Source organism: Kitasatospora sp. NPDC094028 (assembly GCF_049543595.1).
Taxonomy (GTDB): Bacteria; Actinomycetota; Actinomycetes; order Streptomycetales; family Streptomycetaceae; genus Kitasatospora.
Map to the genome: position 1 here is coordinate 21,597 of NZ_JBMVFA010000053.1, position 18,722 is coordinate 40,318.

The window sequence follows — 18,722 nt, forward strand, 5'->3', positions numbered from 1 at the left end:
CCGGCGGTGTGAACGTCCCCGTCCTGATCGGCGCGGTGCCGCTGTTCACGGTCACCAGCCTGACCCTCAACGAGGGCTACCAGGTGGTCCGGATCGCCGGCAGCCGGCTGGCCCAGCTGGTGTCGCCCACCACCCGGACCATCTCGGTCGAGGCGGTGCTGGTCGGGCGCACCCGGCTGCTCGTCAAGAAGGGCCTGGAGGCGATGGCGCTGACCTCCCGCGCCCTGGCGCCGGCCGCCGCGCCCGCGATGAACCTGGCCGGGCTCCCGGTGGTCTGCGGGATGACCATCAACCTCGACATGCAGATCACCAGCCTGCGCTTCACCCAGTCCAACCAGAAGCGCGACGCGATCGACGTGAGCATCACCCTGGAGCACGTTCCGCGTTCCACCCTCACCGCCGTCCTGGGCGACGCCCTGGACCTGCTGCTGGCCGCCGGCATCGCCGCCGTGCCCAGCGTCAGCGACATGGTGCCCGTCCGGCGCCAGTTGGGAGGCAGGCTGTGAGCACGCCCGATGCCGGATACCCGCCCGAACCCCCGCTGGACTTCTTCCGGTTGCCGGTCGAGCCGGACGAGGGACTGCCCCAGGCCTTCGGCTGCCTGGTCGGCCCGACCGCCTACGACTTCGGCCTGTACGCCCGCCTCACCGCCCCGGCCGACGACCCGCCGCAGACGCTCTACGACCTGGCCGCGCCCGGCCCGATCACCGCGGCGGCCGAGCCCCCGGGCTACCTGGTCCTGCGTGTGGTGCGCGACGGGCCGGACGGGCCCCGGGTGGTGTTCCTGCGCAAACTCGTCGTCGAGCCCGGACTGGTCCACCACGCCGGGCAGTTGGCGATCCGGCTGCAGGAGGCCCGGCTGGCCCGCGGCAACCTCAACGGCCCCGGCCACTACGGCAGCCGGATCGTGATCGGGGTGGCGCAGCGATGGGCGTGATCCTCTGGTACCGGGTGTTCTTCCCGGATCTGGGCATCGAGGTGTCCAACGACACGTCGGGCGGCCGGATCCTCAGCGACGCCGAGATCACCGTGACCTACGGTCTCGGCCAACCGGGCGAGTTCACCGTGCAGTTCGCCGCCCTGCCGCTCTCGGCCCACCGGACCCTGGCCAAGGCGTTGACCGGCGAGCGCGGGAGCCCGAAGGGCGCGGTGGCGGTCGAGATCACCCTCGGCTACCTGGAGTCGCCCGGCTCGCGCAAGCCCGTGCTGAAGGGCCTGGTGGACGGGATGACCGTCTCCAGGCGGTACCCGCCGCTCGGGGTGCGGCTGACCGGCTACGAGAAGGCCGCGTTCCTGCTGCGCGGCACCAAGAAGCTCGACGACGCCAAGGGCGGCAGCAAGCTGGCCCACTACGCCGGGACGGACATCAGCCCCGCCGACGCGGCCAGGGCGATCGTGGCCAAGGCCGGCCTGACCCTCGCGGAGGGCGCGACGCCGACGAAGTCCGTCGAGCGGATCGCCGTGGACGCGACGAACGCCTTCACCGTGCTGGAGGAGCTGGCCCGCCAGTCCAGGGCCGAGATCCTGGTGCAGGACGGCACGGTGCAGTTCGGCACGGCCGTCACGTACCCGCCGGCCGGGCCCGGCGGGCTGAAGGTGCCCGACCCCACCGGGCTGCTCGCCTTCCTCACCAAGGAGGACACGCTGTTCGTGCCGGGGAGCACGGCCCGGCTGGCCGAGTTCGAGCCGGTGCAGGCCGGCACCGACGGCAAGCACCGGGTAGACGACGACCTGCCGGACCAGACCTCCGTGACGGCCTTCGACTTCACCGTGCTCGGCCTGCCCGAGCTGCGCGCCGGCCAGCTCGCGGGGGCGAACGTGGACGGCTACCAGGCGTTCAGGGACTTCCGGATCATCCAGCTCACCCACTCCTTCTCCCCGCGCGAGGGCTACCGCTGCACCGGCCGGGCCGCCGCGTTCAAGGCCGGGACCGGCGACCAGGGCAACCGGAAGAACACCGAGGCCGCGCGCCAGGGCAGCCCGGCCGCGATCGCCGACGCGATCGCCGGCCGGATCCGCGACGTGCGGACCGTCACGCCCGCCGTGGACGTCGGCCAGGTCCGCTCCGCCGTACCCGAGAAGCGGGTCGCGGACGTGGCGTACGGGCAGGGCGAGGCCCCGGAGACCGCCTCGCCGAGCGTGGACCTGGCGATCGGCGACGGCGGGCCGGTCCTGCACGGCGAACCGCTGGCCGCGCCGTTCGCCTGGCACAAGGTCGGCCTGTCCGTCCCGGTGTACGCCGGGATGCGGGCGCTGCTGAACGAGGTGCGCGCCGTCCGCTCGGACTCCGTGGTCACCGGGTTCCTGTGGGCCAACGAGCCGGCCATGGACCGCCCGAAGGCGAAGGCCGGCGACTGGTGGCTGTGCCTGCCGACCAAGCTCTCGGCCGGCCCGGACCCGCGCCCGGACGGCAAGGGCGCCAACGACCTCACCGCGGCGGACGGCCGCCGGGTGGTCGAGGCGGTCGGGCTGAAGCTGACGGTCGGCACCTCGGCCTGCTCCGACGTCGGCGAGCGGCCCACCGAGGGCACGGCGGAGGAGTTCCTGCTGAGCCACAAGTCGGGCACCGAGGTGCGGATCGACACGGACGGCAACGTCAAGATCACGTCGAGCAGCGGCAAGGTCACCGTCAGCGCGGGCGGGGCGACGCTGACGGTGGGAGACGGAAAGGTGGCGATCACGTGATGCCCCTGGTCCTCGTCGAAGGCGCGGTCATCCAGTGCTCGCACGGCGGGCAGTGCAAGCTCGGCGGCGGCAGCCAGAGCCTCACCGTGGGAGGTCACGGAGTGCTCGTCCAAGGCGCGGAGGCGGGCTTCCGGTTCGGTGCGCCGGACAGCCCCGTCGCCGGCATGACCACCCCGTGCACGGCCCAGACCCCGACCACCCCGCCCAAGTTCCAGGCCTGCGTGACCGCGCCGACCCTGCCGCCCGGCCTCGCCACCAAGCTCACGGTCGGCGGCACACCGGCCCTGCTCGCCACCGCCAACGGCACGACCGTCAGCGGTGCCGGGCCCGGCACCTGGACGATCACCGACGCCGGGCAGCAGCTCCTGGAGGCGATCTGAATGACCGACCCCGGCCTCGACCCGTTCACCGACCTCGGCCTCCCGCCGCCCGTACTCCCCGGTGCCGACAGCGGCCCGAGCGGCGCGAGCGGCGCGAGCGGGGCGCCCAGCCTCGGCCGGAGTCTCGCCCTGGACGACGGCGACCTGGTCGTCGACCCGGCCACCCGGGGCCCCGCCGAGATCGAGGGCCTGGACGCGCTCACCCAGGCACTGGTGCTGAGCATCCGCACCCAGCTCGGCGGCGACCCGCTGAACACCGCCTTCGGCTTCGACCGCCTCGCCGTCGGCCGCTACGCCCTCGGTCTCCACGCCCGCAAGGAGTACATCAGGATGGAGCTGGTCCGCTGCCTCAGCGCGGACCGGCGCGTCACCGACGTCCGGGAGGTCTTCTTCCAGGACGATCCGCGCTACTTCGACCTCCGGCCGGGCCTCGACGCCGCGGCCCAGGAGCGGATCGTCCGGGCCATCCGGGCGAGCCGCGAGTACACCGTCTACGCGGTCGTCGACACCGTCGCCGGCGCCGCGCTGACGCTCGAGTCAGGGGGACGCCTTGACTGACCTCACCGGCCTCACGGACCTCACCGGTCCCACCGGCCCCGCAGCCTCCCCGAACGGCCCGTACGGCGTGACCGCGGACGGCTTCGTGGTCAAGGGCATCGACCGGATCACCGCCGACCAACAGGCCCGCGCCAGGGCCATGTTCGGCAGCGACGTCGACCTCGGTTCCGGCTCGGCGCTGCGCAAGGTGCTGGACGCCGCCGCCGTGCACGTGCACGAACTCTGGCTGGGGCTGGAGGACCAGTACTACGCCAACTTCGCCACCACCGCCCAGGGCGACGCGCTCGACCTGCTCGGCACCGACCTCGGCCTGGTCCGCCGGTTCCTGCCGGCCACCGGGGAGGTCGCGCTGACCCTCGGCGGCGCCGACCCGGACCGGCGCTTCGTGCTGCCGGAGGGCACCGTCCTGCAGACCGCCGACCTCCCGCGGGTCAGCCTGCGGACCACCGCCGGCGCCGCCCTCACCGCGGGCGCGCCCGCCCTCACCGTCGGCGTCCAGGCCGTCGAACGCGGCACCGGCGGCAACCTGGCGGCCGGCCGGGCACTCCAACTGGAGCCCCACTGGGCCGCGTTGCACCTCGACCTCGGGCCCGCCACGGTCACCGTCGCCACCCCCACCGCGATCACCGGCGGCGACCGGGTCGAACCCGACGACGTCTTCCGCGCCCGGCTGCTCGGCGTCCCCCGCACCCTGTGGACCCAGGACGCCGTGCTCGCCCAGCTGCTGGACCTGCCCGGTGTCCGCGACGCGGCGGTCTTCGACCCGCTCGGCGGCATCGACGCCTCCCGCGCCGTCTTCCACACCTACCGCTTCGGACAGCGCGCGTTCTCCGCCGGGCCCCGCACCGGCTCCCCGTACTTCTTCGACGTCGTCGTCGCCGTCGAGCCCGGCTGGGCCTGGCACCCGGACGGCACCGGCCTGCCGCCGGTGTACGACGCGGTGCTGGAGACCGTCCGGCAGTGGCGGCCGGTGTCGGTCTTCCCGAACATCCGCCCGGCCAACCAGGTCGACGTCGGCATCCGGGCCACCCTGGTCATCGAGCCCGGCCACGATCCCGACGCCGTCCGGGGCGACATCCTCGCCGCCGTCCACGCCGGGGTCGACCGGCTGCGGCTGGGCCGTGGCGTGCTCCACTCCGACCTGGTGCTGACCGCCCGGTCCGTCGTCGGCGTGGTGGACGTGCAGAACCTGCGGCTGCGCCGCAGCGCCCCCGGGTTCGGCGAGATCGGCTTCGCCGGCGGGGTGTTCGGCGACGCGGAGGAGCTGTCGGTGGGCGAGAACCTCACCCTGGCCGCCGACCAGATCGCCCGCTTCGACCTCGACAGTCCGCTGATCGACCTCAAGGTGGCCGTCCGATGAGCGCCTCTTTCCTGGACGTCATGCGCACCGGCCTCACCCCCGCCTACGACCGGGGCATGGAACGGCTCGCCGTGCCGCTCGAACCAGACGGCGCCGGCGCGCTGCGTGCCCGCTACGACTTCGCGGCGTACCGACTGCGGTACGGGCGGGCCCCCGACGCGCCGCGCTACCTGCTGGCGCCCCTCCGGGACACCACCGAGCCGCTGACCGTCCGGGTCGCCTTCACCCGGACCGGGGCCCCCGGCGCCGCCGAGGAGACGGTCGACGTCCCGTTCCCGGCCGGCTGGCCCGGCGGCGACCCGGTGGCCGTCGAACTGCCCGGGCGCGCCGACGAGTTCACCGACGCGCTGCGGGTGACCGCGCTGACCCCGCTGCCGCCGGCGCCGGCCCCCGCGGCCGACTGGGAGCTCACCGCCCTGCTCGGCACCCTCGCCCGGCTGCTCTGGACGATCGGCCAGGACTACCAGGACCTCACCCGGCGGCTCGCCGACGTCGCCGGCCAGCGCGGCGCCCTCACCGCCCACGGCGCCAGCCTGGACCTGCTGGGACTGGACCTCGGCGCACCGCGCTTCCCGCCGCGGCCGCACAGCCCGGACCAGGACACGCTGGCGCTGTACCACCTGAACGACCGTCCCCCGCCGGGCAGTTCGCAGGTCACCGCGGTCGCCGACGCCACCGCCCCGGCCGACCCCACCCGCCGGGGCACCGTCATCGGCGCCGCCCGGTGGGGCGCCGCCGGCAGGTTCTCGCTCGCCTTCGGCTTCACCGTGCCGCCCGCCCCGGACGACACCAAGGGCAGCGCAGTCAGCGTCCCCGACCGCCCCGACCTCGCCTTCGCCGGGGACTTCACGGTCGAGGCCGTGATCCGGCCCGACCTCGCCGCCACCGCCACCGGCGCCGTGCTGGCGAAACGCGCACCGCTCGACACCGCCGCCGGGCGCGGCTGGGCCCTCACCCTCGGCCACTACCGCGGCATCGCGCGCAACCCCCGCTTCTCGCTCGCCGACGGCACGACCGAGACCGAGCTCTTCGCCGACCGGGACGTCGGCGACGGGCTCTTCCACCACCTCGCGGGCACCCTCAGCCGCACCACGGCCGGAGCCGTCGCCCGGCTGTACCTGGACGGCGTCGAGGTCGACCGGCGGCGACTGGACGGACTGGGCCCCCTCACGAGCACCGAACCGCTGGTCATCGGCCGGGGCACCGAAATCGACCTCGCCCTCCTCGGCGGCGTCGTCACCGCCCAGTTCACCGGCCGTATCGAGGAGGTCCGGGTCTCCCGGGTGGCCCGCACCTCCTTCGACCCGGTGACGGGCGAGGGCGACGCGAAGTACCGCAACCGGCTGCTCATCTTCCAGCGCTGGCTGGTCCCCACCCACGACGCGCTGGAGACCGCCCTCAACCAGGCCACCGGGCCGGTCGCCGGCCAGGCCGACGCGTTCCTGATCGACGAGACCCCCGCCCCGATCGCCACCGGCTCGGCCGACCTGCGGGTGCTGCCCGGGCCGCTCACCGTCGGCCAGAGCATCACCGCGGACGGCGACCGGCTGCGCACCGAGGCACAGGCCGCCGGCACCGTCGACGACGAACCCGACTTCGACCCGGCCTGGCTCTGTCGCCACCCGGACGCGCCCGGCCTCGACTTCGCGGGGCAGGACGGCAACCGGCTGATGCAGCTCACCGCCCGGCGCGCCCTGGACGCACTGCTCGCCCGGCTCGTTGGGCACGGCGGCACGCTGAGCGTCGTCCGCGCCTACGACCCGGCCGCCACCGACCTGCACGCCGTCGGGCGGGCCCTGGAGCTGCGGTACACCGACCCCGCCCCGGGGGTGGCCGGGCTCACCCTCGGGGAACTCGGCGCCCAGGCCCACGCGGCCGGCTTCGGCTGGGTCAGCTGCACGGCCGACCAGGTGATCCGGGCCGTGCAGCCGCCCGGTGACGCCTTCGCCGTCACCCTGTCGGGCGGGCCCGGCGCGGCCGCGAGCGGAACGGTCGTGAGCGGACCGGACGTGAGCGGACCGGACGGGACCGGCCGGGGCGTCCCGGACGTGACGGCCGGCCGGACCCTCACCCTCGGCCTGGACCCGCCGCTGAACGGCCCGGACCCGCCGCCGAAGGGCCTGGCCGGCGCCTCGATCCGCTGGTCCGTCACCCGCGGCGGCCCCGGCGACGCCACCGTCGCACCCGTCACCCCGGCCCCGGCTCCCGGCGCCGCCGCGCCGACCGGCCCGCAGGCCGTGCTGCAGGCCCTCGCCGCCGGGAACGTCACCGTCACCGCCGACGTCACCGTCGGCGGCCACACCCGCAGCGGCAGCCGCACCGTCCGGATCGGCCTGCCCGACACCGCGCTCACCCCCGGCACGTCGATCTCCCGGGACGGCCTGCTCGGCGCCACCGAGGCGCAGGCGGCCGGGACGGTCACCGACGACTTCGACCCGAGCTACCTCCAGCTGCGCACCGACGACCTGACCGACCGGCCCGTGGCGGCCTACGGCACCGACCCGAACAACCGCCGGATGCAGCCCGCCACGTCAGCGGCCCTGGACCGGCTGCTCGCCCTGACCGGCCCGGCCGGCGGCATCCTCACCGTGCTCGCCGCCTACACCCCACCCGTCCCGGGCGCACCCGACCCCGGCCTGGCCGGCCAGGGCCGGGCGCTGACGCTGCGCCACGACAACCCGGCCGCGCCCGCCCAGGCGCTGTCCGCCCCGGCCCTGGCGGCGCTCGCCTTCGCCGCGGGCTTCGACCACATCGCCGTCCAGGCCGCCGCGCCGCCCGACACCCGCGCCACCGTCCGGGTCGCCGTGGGCCCCGGGGAGCAGCTCGCGGTCACGGTCGCCGGCCCGGCCGCCGAGGTCCGGGTGGGGGAGTCGGTGGCGGTGGCGGTCGCCCCGCGGGCCACCCCGGTGGCGGCCTGCCTGGCCCCGGACGGCGGCCGGCTGTACGTCGCCGAGCACGACAGCCACCGGGTCGCGGCCTTCCAACTGGCCGCCGGCCTGCCCACCGACCTGCCCGTCCCGGCCTTCGCCGCCGCCGCCCCGGTCGCCCCGTTCCCGGGCGCGCTCGCCCTCGCCGGCGGCCGGCTGTACGCGGCGCACGAGCGGGCCCGCCTGCTGTCGGTGCTCGACCCGGCCACGCTGGGCCCGCTCGGCACCGTTCCCGCCCCCGGACCGGTCGCCCTGGGCACCGACGGCCAGCGGCTCTACGCCGCCTGTACCGGCGACAACACGCTGCGCGCGTACGACCCGCAGAGCGGGCAGCAGACCGGCAGCAGCCTGGACCTGCCCGGCGTGCCGAGCGCCCTCGCCGTCAGCCCGAACTGCCCGCAGCTCGCGGTGCTGCTCGACGGCGGCCGGTTCTGCCTGGTGATCCGCGCGGCCCCGCAACTCCTGGGCGCCGCCGTCCCCACCGGCACCGGCAGTACGACGCGCTGCGCCGCCCTCGCCCCGGACGGCACCAAGCTGTACGTCGGGGTGAGCCGCCCCGGGCCGGACGGCAGACCCGCCGGCGCCGTCCTGGTCTACCCGACCGGCGCCACCGCTCCGACCGCGCCGAAGACCACTCTCGACGCCTTCCCGCCGGGCACCCTCCCGCTGGCCGTGTGCCCGGCCGCGGACGGGAGCGTGCTGTACGTGTCCCTCGCGGGCTCGGGGCCGGCGGCCGGGCGCGTCCAGGTGGTCGACGCCCACCGGGACGCCCTGCTGCCGCTCACCTTCGCCCCGGGCGGCGACTGCGGGGTGCTGGCCGCCTCGCCGACCGGCGCGGGCTACCGGGCCTGCCTGTTCGCCGCCCCGGCGGCGGCCGGCTCCCTGCTGGTCGCCGACCAGACCCCGCTCGGACAACTCCCGCCGCGGCCACCGCAGTTGGCCGCGCGCCAGCCGCTCGGCCCGTCCGGCGTGACGGACCTGGCCTGGTCCACGGCCCCGGTCGGCCCCGGCCGGGCCGAGCCCGCCTCGCCCTCCGCCCAGGCCACCCGGGTCACCGGACTGGTGCCGGGCCTCGTCCCGGTCCGGGCCGACTACCTGCCCGGCGGCGGCCTGCTGCCCTACCAGTGCGAGGTGCGCCTGCGGCCGGACCTGGACGCCCGGCCGGACGTGGTGATCGACAAGGAGCAGTACGACCTGGTGCTGAACATCGTCAACTGGTTCCATCCGATCGGCGTGGAGGTCCGCACCGACCGCCTGCGCGCCCACGTCCGCGAGCTGTCCGGCGCCTCGGCCGATGCCGACCTGCTGCCCGACTACACCTTCCCGACGTTCCACACATCCGACCAACCGCCGTCCCGCTTCCACCGACCGGACAAGGACGAAGGACCATGACCCAGAGCCACTACGTTCCCGCGTTCACCCACACCGACTGGATCGACAACGAGGACCGCGTCCAGGCCGCCGGCGAGAACGGCTTCAACATCCGGTTCCACAACCTGGAGTCCGAGTTCCGGACGCTGGCGGACGGCTACCTGAACCCGATGATCGACACGGTGTTCCGAACCGTCACCTCCTGCCTGAGCCTCACCCCGATCCTGGCTCCGGACCAACCCGGAAAGCCCGGCTGGGAACTCAACTTCGACGTCGCGCAGAAGCCGGCGACGGCGACGGAGGCGCACGGCATCATGAACGTCGTCCTGCCGGACCACGTCGTCATCAAGTCACTGATGGTCAGCGGCGACCGGGAGCCGAACCCGCCGGGCGCCGTGCCGCCCCCCGTGTTCCCCACGATCGTGCTGCGCAGCATGCCCGTGACCGGCAGCGGGCAGTTCGCCGAGATCGTCACGGTGTCCGGCTTCGGCGTGGCGGTGCCGCCGAAGCCGGGGGCGCAGACGACCGTCGACAACACCGCGAACAAGTACTTCATCGAGGCGGACCTTGCGCCGGTGACGGCTACCGACACGGTCAAGTTGTTCTGCTTCCAGATCACCTACCAGTGAGCCAGAGCCGAGCGAGGCGATCACGATGTCAAACCCGACCGCACCACCCGCACCAGCGCAGCTCCAGGGGCAGGACGTGCCCAGCGGGTTCCAACCCAGCCAGTACCAGATCAAGTTCGGCGTCTGGGGGGACAGCGCGGACGGCGACGGCGTGATCGGCAGCAGCGGCCTCCCCGGCAGCCCGGCCGCCGAGGCCGGTGCGGGCGTACTCGGCGTCAACGGCGCGGCCCAGGGCGTCGGGGTGCGCGGCATGGCCGACGCGGACACCGGGACGGCGGTCCTCGGCACCAGCGCGAACGGCACCGGCGTCGCGGGTACCAGCGCGAACGGCACCGGCGTCGCGGGCACCGGCGGCGGCCAGCACGCCGGGGTGACCGGCACGGCCACCCTCGGCCCGGGCGTCGCGGGCACCAGCGCGCAGGGCGCGGGGGTGACGGGCACCGCGACGCAGAGTCCTGGCGTCCAGGGCACCAGTTCGTCCGCCGCCGGGGTCGCCGGTACCAGCACGAGCGCGGCCGGGGTGACCGGCACCAGCCAGAGCGGTGCGGGGGTGACCGGCAGCAGCCAGAGCGGCAGCGGGGTCGCCGGAAGCAGCCAGAGCGCGGACGGGGTCACCGGGAGCAGCCAGAGCGGCGCCGGAGTGACCGGCACGAGCATCCAGGGCGACGGCGTCGTCGCCGGGAGCACGAGCGGCGCCGGCCTGTCGGCCAGCAGTGGCACGGGCATCGCCGTGTCGGCCTTCAGCCGCGAAGGCACCGCCGTCTACGGGCACAGCGGCGTCTTCCGTCCCATCCCCCTCTTCACGACCACCGCGGTCACGACGCCCAACGCCCTCTCCGCCGCAGCCTCGACAGTGTTCGGTGGCCTGGGGCCGGTCAAGATCCCGTTGCCCCCGCCCCCGGCCCCCCCGGGTGTGTCGGGCAGCAGTGTCAGCGGCGCCGGGGTCTCCGGCGGCAGCCTGTTCGGCAACGGGATGGAGGCCGATGGCGTTGTGGGGATCACCGCCAAGGGGCGTCCGGTGGCGGGAGCCTTCACGGGGGACGTCACCATCACCGGCAACCTCCACAAGGGCGGTGGCGGCTTCCGGATCGACCACCCGCAGGACCCGGCGAACCGCTACCTGTGCCACTCCTTCGTCGAGTCGCCCGAGCGCAAGAACGTCTACGACGGCACCGTGACGCTGGACCCGCAGGGCCGTGCGGTGGTCGAACTCCCCTCCTGGTTCGAGGCGTTGAACCAGGACTTCCACTACCAGCTGACCCCGCTCGGCGCCCCGGCCCCCGGCCTGTACGTCGCCGAACCGGTCAGCGACAACCGCTTCACCGTCGCGGGCGGCACCGCCGGCCAGCAGGTCTGCTGGCAGGTCACCGGCGTCCGCGACGACGTCTGGGCGCAGGCCCACCCGATGGAGACCGAGGAGGAGAAGCGCCCCGAGGAACGCGGGTACTTCCTGCACCCCGAGGCCAGGGGCAAGCCGCCCGAACTCGCGATAGCCGCGAACGGCCACCGCCCGCAACCGGGTGCAAGCCCGAAGGAGGTGTGAGTGCCATGCCGTCCATCGGCCCCCCGCAGTCGCAGAACGGGGTCAGCGGATTCCAAGCCGACCAGCGGGGCATCCAATTCGGCGTGTGGGGGGACAGCGACATCGGACCGGGCGTCGTCGGCGCCACGGACTCGGTGGTGACCACCGGTCCGACGGTTCCCGAGGTGGAGACCGGGGCGGGCGTCCTCGGCGTCCACATGTCGTCGGGCGGCGTCGGGGTACACGGGGCCTGCCTGGCGCCGGGCGGCGTCGGCCTGCGCGGGGTGTGCCTCCAGGGCACCGGTGTCCTCGGACTGGGCGGCGGCAACCTGCCCGGGGTGTCGGGGACGAGCACCCAGGGGGTCGGGGTCCTCGGACATGGCGGCGGAACGGGCGCCGGGGTCTCGGGGACGAGCACCCAGGGGGTGGGGGTTCTGGGGCAGGGTGGCGGAACGGGCGCCGGGGTGTCGGGGACGGGCCAGCAGGGGCCGGGGGTGTCGGGCACGAACCCGCAGGGTGTCGGGGTGCTCGCCAGTGGACAGCGGGGGATCGTGGCGACGGGGTCCGAAGTCGCCGGCGATTTCACCGGTCCCGTCAACGTGTCCGGGCCGCTGACCCTCGACTCCGAGGTCGCGATGTTCTCCGTGTACTCCGGGAAGGACGGGAAGCTGCACATCGGGGATGCCGGGACCGACCTGCTGACGATCGCCCCGGGCGAGGCCGGGGTGGACTTCCCCCGCCGGGTGCGCCTGCGCCAGGGGCCGGACGGCTCGGCCGGGCTGTGGCTCTTCCAGCGCGTCGCGAACACGGACCGGGCGTTCATCGGGATGAAGGATGACAACACCGTCGGCTTCTACGGGCGCGGCGGCATCGGATGGGGCCTGTGGATGGACGTCAACCGCGGTGACACGACGATCATCGGGGGCTCCGTGGGCCTGACCGTCAGCGGCAACACCGCCATCCAGGCGTCGGGGACCGTCGCCGGAGTCTTCAACGGCAACGTCGTCGTCAACGGGACGCTGAGCAAGCAGGATTCCACGTTCCGGATCGACCACCCGCTCGCGCCCGCCGAGAAGTACCTGTTCCACGCCGCCGTCGAGTCACCGGAGATGACCAACCTCTACGACGGCACCGTCGTCACGGACGGCGAGGGCAACGCGACGGTCGCGCTGCCCGACTACTTCGAGGCGCTCAACCGCGACTACCGCTACCAGCTCACCCCGGTCGGCGAGTTGGCGCTCGCGGCGGTGACCGGCCCGGTCCACGACAACAGCTTCACCATCCGCACCGACAAGCCCCGGGTGACCGTCTGCTGGCAGGTCACCGGCGTGCGTCAGGACCGCTGGGCCAACGCCCACCGGGTCGTCCCCGAGGTCGACAAGCCGGAGGCCGAGCGCGGACTCTACCTGCAGCCCGAACTGCACGGGGAGCCGGCGAGCAAGAGCATGCGGTCGGCCGGCCCGCCGAGCACCTGACCGGAAGGGGCGGTAGCCATGCCGGAGATGTCGCAGACCATGCAAGCGCGCTTGGCCGAACTCGAAGGGGAGTTCCGGCAGGGCGAGGACCGGCTCCGCGCCCTGGTCCAGCAGGAGACGGCCCTGCGGGAGACCCTGCTGCGCATCAGCGGGGCGATCGAGGTGCTGCGCGAGCTCACCTCCGCGGACGGGGAGTCCGCCGAGCCGAAGGAGGCCGGCCCCTGAGTCAGACCTGCCCCAGGTAGCGGCGGCCCGGTATCTGCTCGAAGATCAGGTTGGTGCGGGTCTGGGCCACCGCCGGATGGGTGGTGAGGTGGTCGACGACGAAGTCGCGCAGCGCCTCGGGGCCGGCGACGCCGACGTGCAGCAGGTAGTCGTCCGAGCCCGCCATGTGGAAGACGGCCAGGACGCCGGGCAGGTCGGGGGCGGTGTTGCGGAAGCTCTCGTTCTGCTCGCGGGTGTGGGCGCGCAGCCGGACGGAGATCATCGCCTGGAGCGGCAGGCCGATGGCCGCCGGGTCGACCTCGGCGCGGTAGCCGCGGATGATGCCGCGCTCCTGGAGGGCGCGGACCCGGGCCAGGCAGGTGGAGGGGGCGATGCCCACCGCCTCGGCGAGGGCGTTGTTCGGCAGGCGTGCGTTGTCGGCCAGGGCGCGGATGATCGCCCGGTCGGTGTCGTCGACGGGGGTCCGCCGCTGCTGCGGATTGTTCGGCATGCCCGCCAGGATCCCAGCCGTTTCCGTCGATGAGCAAGCCCGTTCGGGCTTCGGCCGAATCTTCTTCGGACGAGCTTCCGGAAACCGCCGGAAAGTTCCATCCTGGGCGCGGGCGGCGCACGCCCCCCGACCTCCCCACCACGCCCGGAGTGCCCCGCCCATGAGCCCGACCGCCACCTTCGCCGCGCCCGCCGATCCGACCGCGACCGCCGTCGACCCGGGCCCGGAGCTGGACGGTGCCGAGTTCGTGCTCCCCGCGACCGGCCTGGACGACGACCAGCGGCTGCGCGCCCTCGACACGGTGGACGAGTACCTGACCCGCAAGCGCAAGCACCTGGTCGGCTACCAGGCCACCCAGGACATGCAGGGCACCGCGCTGGACCTGGCCCGGTTCATGCCGAACAACATCAACAACCTCGGCGACCCGTTCCAGAGCGGCGGCTACAAGCCGAACACCAAGGTCATCGAGCGCGCCGTCCTCGACTACTACGCGCGGCTGTGGCACGCGAAGCGCCCGCACGACCCCGCCGACCCCGAGTCGTACTGGGGCTACATGCTGTCCATGGGCTCCACCGAGGGCAACATGTACGCGCTCTGGAACGCCCGCGACTACCTCAGCGGCAAGGCCCTGATCCACCCGCCGACCGCCCCCCGCGACGAGGTCCGCTACGTCCAGGCCGAGCCCGACCGGCACAACCCGAACGCCCACCGCCCGGTGGCGTTCTACTCCGAGGACACCCACTACTCCTTCGCCAAGGCCGTCCGGGTGCTGGCCGTCGAGACCTTCCAGGCCGTCGGCCTGGAGCTGTACCCGGACGAGTGCCCGCTGGTCGACCCGGCCACCGGCCGCCGCGAGTGGCCGGCCGAGGTGCCCTCCCGCCCCGGCCCGTCCGGGTACTCCTGGGACGGCCCGGGCGAGATCGACGTCGACGCGCTCGCCGTGCTGGTCGAGTTCTTCGCCGCCAAGGGCCACCCGGTCTTCGTCAACCTCAACCTCGGCAGCACCTTCAAGGGCGCCCACGACGACGTCCGGACGGTCTGCGAGCGCCTGCTGCCGATCTTCGAGCGGTACGGCCTGGTGCGCCGCGAGGTCGTGTACGGCACCTGCCCGGACAGCGGGCAGCCGCTGGTCGACGTGCGCCGCGGCTTCTGGATCCACGTCGACGGCGCGCTCGGCGCCGGCTACGCGCCGTTCCTGCGGCTGGCCTCCGAGGACCCGGCGTACGGCTGGACGCCGGACACCGAGCTGCCGGAGTTCGACTTCGGGCTCGCTCTCCCCACCGCGGAGCACGGCGAGGTCGACATGGTCTCCTCGATCGCGATGAGCGGCCACAAGTGGGCCGGCGCGCCCTGGCCCTGCGGCATCTACATGACGAAGGTGAAGTACCAGATCTCGCCGCCGTCCCAGCCCGACTACATAGGTGCGCCCGACACCACCTTCGCCGGCTCCCGCAACGGCTTCTCCCCGCTGATCCTCTGGGACCACCTGTCCCGCCACTCCTACCAGGACCAGGTCGACCGGATCCGCACCGCCCAGGAGCTCGCCGCCTACCTGGAGCACCGCCTGCTCGCCATGGAGCAGGAGCTCGGCGTCGAGCTCTGGCCGGCCCGCACCCCGGGCGCCGTCACCGTCCGCTTCCGCAAGCCGAGCGCCGACCTGGTGGCGAAGTGGTCGCTGTCCTCCCAGGACGTGCTGCTCGTCCCGGGCGACGAAGCCACCCGCCGCACCTACGTGCACGTCTTCGTGATGCCCTCGGTCGACCGGGCGAAGCTCGACGCCCTGCTCGCCGACCTCGCCGAGGACCCGGCGATCCTGGGCTGACCCGCCCGGCACCGCCGCCTTCGGTGCCTTCCGTGCCACCCGCGCCCCCCGGTCGTCGACCGGGGGGCGCGTCGTGCGTCCGGCCCGCACGGGCCCGCGAAAAAAATTTAGTCCCGCCCGCACCACATCCCGGCGCCCCACGTAGTCATGAGGGGTATGCACGGAGATCACATCACCAGGGAACGGGCGGGCAGCGAGTGAAGTCAGCACAGGAGGACGAGTACCTGGCGTTCGTCGCCGCGAGGGCGAAGGCGCTGTACCGATCGGCGTACGTCCTCGCGGCCGGCGACGCCCACCTCGCCGAGGACCTGGTCCAGGAGACCCTCAGCCGGGTGTACGTGCACTGGAAGCGGGTGGCCCGCGCCGACAGCCCGGCGGCGTACGCCCAGACGGTGCTCGTCCGCACCTTCCTCAGCCTGCGCCGCCGCCGGAGCAGCACCGAACGCCCCACCGGGAACCTGCCGGACAGTGCGGCGACCGGCCCGGACGCCGCGCTGCGCCTCACCCTGCTGGACGCGCTCGGCCAACTGCCGCCCCGCGACCGGGCGGTGCTGCTGCTGCGCTACTGGGAGGACCGCAGCATCGAGGAGACCGCCCGGATGCTCCGGCTGAGCAGCAGCGCGGTCCGCTCCCAGGGCACCCGGGCACTCGGCCGGCTGCGCGCACTGCTCGGCGACAGCCTGTCCGACCTGGTGCCGCACTGAGCACCCGGTCCGCCCAGGCCGACACCGCACCGAGCCCCCATCAGCGACAGAACAGAACAGGTGACGCCAGCATGCCGTTCGAAACAGACCTCGCCCACGCCCTGGACCGCACCACCGACGCCCTCGACCCCGACCTCGGCACCTTCCTGAACGGTGCCGTCGAACGCGGCCGCAGCCGCCGGCGCCGCCGCACCGCCGCCCTCCTCGCCGGGGCCGGCGCGGGCTGCGCCGTGCTCGCCGCGGCCGGCCTGGTGCTCCCCAACGTGCTCGCCGGGAGCCACTCCGCGGCGGAGCACGAGATGCCGATGGCGGCGCCCCGTACCGCGATCACCGGGGCCCAGATGATCCAGACGCTGGAGGCGACCTTCCCCGGGGGCCGGTTCAGCCAGGAGACCGGGCAGGACAACAACCCCGCGGACCCGTCCGGCGGGTACGTCGCCAACGGCTCACTGGTCCTCGACGACGGGCACGGCGCCGCGAACGTCGGTGTCTCGGCGGTGCGGCTCAAGCTGCCGCTCCAGGACGGCGACGGGCTGAGCTGCGACTGGAAGCCCCGTGCCGCAGGCGACACCTGCAAGGTGAGCGAACTGCCGAGCAGTGCCGCGATCCCCGGCGGGGCCGTGGTGATGTCGGAGCAGACCGCGGCCCGGCGCCCGGGCGGTGCCACCGGCTCCGCCGCCGACACCGCCCGCCGCTGGACCGTGACGGTGACCCTGAAGTCGACCGGTGCGCAGCTCCAGCTGGTGCAGTGGAACAGCACCGGTGGCGGCAGCGGCGGTGAGGTGCCGAAGCCGACCCGTCCGGCCCCGCCGCTCTCCGAGGAGCAGGCGGTGGCCGCCCTCACCGGGGCCACCTGGGCGCCGATCCGCGCCGCGGTCGGCTGACCGCGGCGCGACGGGGGCCCTACGGCGTCCGGTCCTCGATCCAGGCCACGACGCGACGCCGGGCCTGGGCATCGAGGGCCTGCGCGTGGGGCTCGGCGCGGTCGAACCGGTGGAAGTACGCGCCGCGCACGCCGGCCAGCTCGGAGTCGAGGGCCACCCGGAGGACGGCCAGAGTCCCGTCGTCGAGCGTCGAGGCGACGGGGAACCCGCTCTCGCGCACCAGGGGAGTGGGCATCTCCCGCGCCGGGTGGACGACGTTCACCGGCACGCCTGCTTGAGCCAGCTCGATCGCGGACATCACCAGGGCGACCTTGCTGCGGCAGTAGGCCCGGATCCCGTCGTAGTCGCGCTCGTGGTTCAGGTCGTCCAGGTCGAGCGGCAGCTGTCCCATGCTGCCCACCTGCACGATCCGCCCCGCGGGGGTCAGCGCACCGGACAGCTCCCGGGCGATCAGGTGCGGCGTGACGGCGTTCACGGCCATCCGCAGCTCGACCCCCGCGGCGTTGGTCTCCCTGACCTTGGGATCGGCTCCGCCACCGGCCGCGGCATTGTTCACCACGAGGTCCAACCGGCCCTCGCCGGCGACGGTGCGGCACATCCGCCGGACCGCCACGTGGTCGGACAGATCGCACGCGACCACCACCGGCGCGGGTGCGCCCATCGTCTCCGCGGCCGTCACCAGCTCGTGCGCCCGCGCCGCGGTGCGCACGGGCAGGACCAGCCTCCAGCCGCGCCGCGTCAGGTCCAGCGCGATCTCGCGCCCGAGCCCGGAGGCGGCGCCCGTCACCAATGCAGTATTCATGCCTTGAAGACTATCAAGACATTGATGATAGCCAAGGGCTGTAGGCTGGCACCATGGCGCTGACGGTGGGTGAACGGCTCGGGTACGACATCAAGGCCGCCGAGGTCGCGTTCATGGCGGCGAAGACCGAGGCGCTGAGGCCGCTGGGCCTCACGGTGGCCCAGTACGCCGCCCTGCTGGCGCTTCGCGACAACCCCGGGATCAGCGGCGCGGGTATCGCCAGGGCGTGCCTGGTCACGCCGCAGGCGTCGGCGGCCACACTGAAGATCCTGGAAGCCAAGGGCCTCGTCGTGCGCGAGCAGGACGACTGGAACCGCAACAGCCGCCCCAACCGCCTCTCCGAGGAGGGGAGGCGCCTGACCGATCTCGCCGACGCCGCCGCCGGCGCCATCGAACAGCGCATGTACGACGCGCTCTCCCCGGCCGACCGCGACGCGCTGCGACGCATCCTCGGCCTGTGCCGCGCCGCGGTCGTGGCGGACTCCTCGCCGGGTGCCTGAGGAGCCGGCCGCGCGGTCCGGGCCTGCGCATTTTGTTTTGGGCGTGGCGGAGGAGTACTGTCTCCCAGTCGCTCGGCTGGGAGCACCGGACACGCATCTGCGCGGACGGTCCCGGGGCGGCCAATCCTTCGAAAACACCGCGTGCCGGTTCGATTCGGCGTGCGCGTTTATCGGGATAGCGGTCGAACTCGGCCGGATTCGCTCTTCGGAGCGGGGATCGGCTAGAGTTTGAAACGTCGGACAGGGCGTCAAGCCCCGGAAGGCACCGGCGAGTTGGATGACGAAGCCCCGGAAAACGGAGCGGAAAACATCTGATAAGCTGGAAACACGAAAGAACGAAGCGCCCGGAGGGCCCGCTGGAAGGCGGCTCGAAGGAAGCGTCCGTTCC

Annotated in this window: 17 protein-coding genes; 15 read left to right on the top strand and 2 right to left on the bottom strand. The window is 74.0% G+C overall.

The genetic code is table 11. The features are described from left to right. Positions 1-8: 8 nt before the first annotated feature. From ACPC54_RS39875 to ACPC54_RS39925, 11 genes are read left to right on the top strand one after another with little or no spacing between them, the layout of a single operon-like run. A complete protein-coding gene (locus tag ACPC54_RS39875) occupies positions 9-506 on the top strand; it encodes a hypothetical protein (RefSeq protein ID WP_498972262.1) in 498 nt (165 codons plus the stop codon). After that, positions 503-937 (top strand): hypothetical protein, encoded by a 435-nt coding sequence (locus ACPC54_RS39880; protein WP_498972264.1) that lies wholly within the window; start codon positions 503-505, stop codon positions 935-937. The genes ACPC54_RS39875 and ACPC54_RS39880 overlap by 4 nt, the downstream gene beginning before the upstream one ends. Then, the gene (locus tag ACPC54_RS39885) at positions 928-2,685 is read left to right on the top strand and encodes a hypothetical protein (RefSeq protein WP_498972266.1); all 1,758 of its coding nucleotides are present in this window, start codon (positions 928-930) and stop codon (positions 2,683-2,685) included. The genes ACPC54_RS39880 and ACPC54_RS39885 overlap by 10 nt, the downstream gene beginning before the upstream one ends. Continuing rightward, positions 2,685-3,065, top strand: a complete 381-nt coding sequence (locus ACPC54_RS39890; RefSeq protein WP_498972268.1) for a hypothetical protein — start codon at positions 2,685-2,687, stop codon at positions 3,063-3,065. The genes ACPC54_RS39885 and ACPC54_RS39890 overlap by 1 nt, the downstream gene beginning before the upstream one ends. Continuing rightward, positions 3,066-3,623, top strand: coding sequence for a hypothetical protein (locus ACPC54_RS39895; protein ID WP_498972270.1), 558 nt, complete (start codon positions 3,066-3,068; stop codon positions 3,621-3,623). Then, positions 3,616-4,983 (top strand): baseplate J/gp47 family protein, encoded by a 1,368-nt coding sequence (locus ACPC54_RS39900; protein WP_498972272.1) that lies wholly within the window; start codon positions 3,616-3,618, stop codon positions 4,981-4,983. The genes ACPC54_RS39895 and ACPC54_RS39900 overlap by 8 nt, the downstream gene beginning before the upstream one ends. Then, positions 4,980-9,302, top strand: a complete 4,323-nt coding sequence (locus tag ACPC54_RS39905) for a LamG-like jellyroll fold domain-containing protein (RefSeq protein ID WP_498972274.1) — start codon at positions 4,980-4,982, stop codon at positions 9,300-9,302. Before ACPC54_RS39900 ends, ACPC54_RS39905 begins: the two co-directional genes overlap by 4 nt. After that, positions 9,299-9,910, top strand: a complete 612-nt coding sequence (locus ACPC54_RS39910; RefSeq protein WP_498972276.1) for a hypothetical protein — start codon at positions 9,299-9,301, stop codon at positions 9,908-9,910. The genes ACPC54_RS39905 and ACPC54_RS39910 overlap by 4 nt, the downstream gene beginning before the upstream one ends. A gap of 25 nt (positions 9,911-9,935) precedes the next feature. Then, positions 9,936-11,453: an autotransporter outer membrane beta-barrel domain-containing protein gene (locus ACPC54_RS39915; protein WP_498972278.1), complete on the top strand. Its 1,518-nt coding sequence runs from the start codon at positions 9,936-9,938 to the stop codon at positions 11,451-11,453. 5 nt (positions 11,454-11,458) lie between these two features. Then, entirely contained in the window at positions 11,459-12,907 is a 1,449-nt protein-coding gene (locus tag ACPC54_RS39920) for a hypothetical protein (RefSeq protein WP_498972280.1), read from the top strand. Between the two features lie 18 nt (positions 12,908-12,925). Then, entirely contained in the window at positions 12,926-13,132 is a 207-nt protein-coding gene (locus ACPC54_RS39925) for a hypothetical protein (protein ID WP_498972282.1), read from the top strand. Position 13,133: 1 nt separating this feature from the next. Here the strand turns inward: ACPC54_RS39925 and ACPC54_RS39930 are convergent, their stop codons facing one another. Continuing rightward, positions 13,134-13,622: an Lrp/AsnC family transcriptional regulator gene (locus tag ACPC54_RS39930; RefSeq protein WP_498972284.1), complete on the bottom strand. Its 489-nt coding sequence runs from the start codon at positions 13,620-13,622 to the stop codon at positions 13,134-13,136. A gap of 160 nt (positions 13,623-13,782) precedes the next feature. On the opposite strand from ACPC54_RS39930, the gene ACPC54_RS39935 reads away from it, so the two are divergent. From ACPC54_RS39935 to ACPC54_RS39945, 3 genes are all read left to right on the top strand, one after another. After that, positions 13,783-15,444 carry a PLP-dependent aminotransferase family protein gene (locus ACPC54_RS39935; RefSeq protein WP_498972286.1) on the top strand — a complete coding sequence of 554 codons (1,662 nt, stop codon included), beginning with the start codon at positions 13,783-13,785 and terminating at the stop codon, positions 15,442-15,444. Between the two features lie 197 nt (positions 15,445-15,641). After that, entirely contained in the window at positions 15,642-16,148 is a 507-nt protein-coding gene (locus ACPC54_RS39940; protein ID WP_498972288.1) for a SigE family RNA polymerase sigma factor, read from the top strand. Positions 16,149-16,219: 71 nt separating this feature from the next. Next, entirely contained in the window at positions 16,220-17,032 is an 813-nt protein-coding gene (locus tag ACPC54_RS39945) for a hypothetical protein (protein WP_498972290.1), read from the top strand. Positions 17,033-17,051: 19 nt separating this feature from the next. Here the strand turns inward: ACPC54_RS39945 and ACPC54_RS39950 are convergent, their stop codons facing one another. After that, the gene (locus ACPC54_RS39950) at positions 17,052-17,834 is read right to left on the bottom strand and encodes an SDR family NAD(P)-dependent oxidoreductase (protein ID WP_498972292.1); all 783 of its coding nucleotides are present in this window, start codon (positions 17,832-17,834) and stop codon (positions 17,052-17,054) included. 53 nt (positions 17,835-17,887) lie between these two features. On the opposite strand from ACPC54_RS39950, the gene ACPC54_RS39955 reads away from it, so the two are divergent. Next, a complete protein-coding gene (locus tag ACPC54_RS39955) occupies positions 17,888-18,334 on the top strand; it encodes a MarR family winged helix-turn-helix transcriptional regulator (RefSeq protein WP_498972294.1) in 447 nt (148 codons plus the stop codon). The last annotated feature ends 388 nt before the right edge of the window (positions 18,335-18,722 follow it).

What these genes read in the sequence shown, in the direction of transcription:
- ACPC54_RS39955 (WP_498972294.1), top strand. Translation starts at nt 17,888, where the DNA reads ATGGCGCTGACGGTGGGTGAACGGCTCGGGTACGACATCAAGGCCGCC.
- ACPC54_RS39895 (WP_498972270.1), top strand. Translation starts at nt 3,066, where the DNA reads ATGACCGACCCCGGCCTCGACCCGTTCACCGACCTCGGCCTCCCGCCG.
- ACPC54_RS39915 (WP_498972278.1), top strand. Translation starts at nt 9,936, where the DNA reads ATGTCAAACCCGACCGCACCACCCGCACCAGCGCAGCTCCAGGGGCAG.
- ACPC54_RS39885 (WP_498972266.1), top strand. Translation starts at nt 928, where the DNA reads ATGGGCGTGATCCTCTGGTACCGGGTGTTCTTCCCGGATCTGGGCATC.
- ACPC54_RS39920 (WP_498972280.1), top strand. Translation starts at nt 11,459, where the DNA reads ATGCCGTCCATCGGCCCCCCGCAGTCGCAGAACGGGGTCAGCGGATTC.
- ACPC54_RS39905 (WP_498972274.1), top strand. Translation starts at nt 4,980, where the DNA reads ATGAGCGCCTCTTTCCTGGACGTCATGCGCACCGGCCTCACCCCCGCC.
- ACPC54_RS39935 (WP_498972286.1), top strand. Translation starts at nt 13,783, where the DNA reads ATGAGCCCGACCGCCACCTTCGCCGCGCCCGCCGATCCGACCGCGACC.
- ACPC54_RS39945 (WP_498972290.1), top strand. Translation starts at nt 16,220, where the DNA reads ATGCCGTTCGAAACAGACCTCGCCCACGCCCTGGACCGCACCACCGAC.
- ACPC54_RS39910 (WP_498972276.1), top strand. Translation starts at nt 9,299, where the DNA reads ATGACCCAGAGCCACTACGTTCCCGCGTTCACCCACACCGACTGGATC.
- ACPC54_RS39890 (WP_498972268.1), top strand. Translation starts at nt 2,685, where the DNA reads ATGCCCCTGGTCCTCGTCGAAGGCGCGGTCATCCAGTGCTCGCACGGC.
- ACPC54_RS39930 (WP_498972284.1), bottom strand. Translation starts at nt 13,622, where the DNA reads ATGCCGAACAATCCGCAGCAGCGGCGGACCCCCGTCGACGACACCGAC.
- ACPC54_RS39925 (WP_498972282.1), top strand. Translation starts at nt 12,926, where the DNA reads ATGCCGGAGATGTCGCAGACCATGCAAGCGCGCTTGGCCGAACTCGAA.
- ACPC54_RS39950 (WP_498972292.1), bottom strand. Translation starts at nt 17,834, where the DNA reads ATGAATACTGCATTGGTGACGGGCGCCGCCTCCGGGCTCGGGCGCGAG.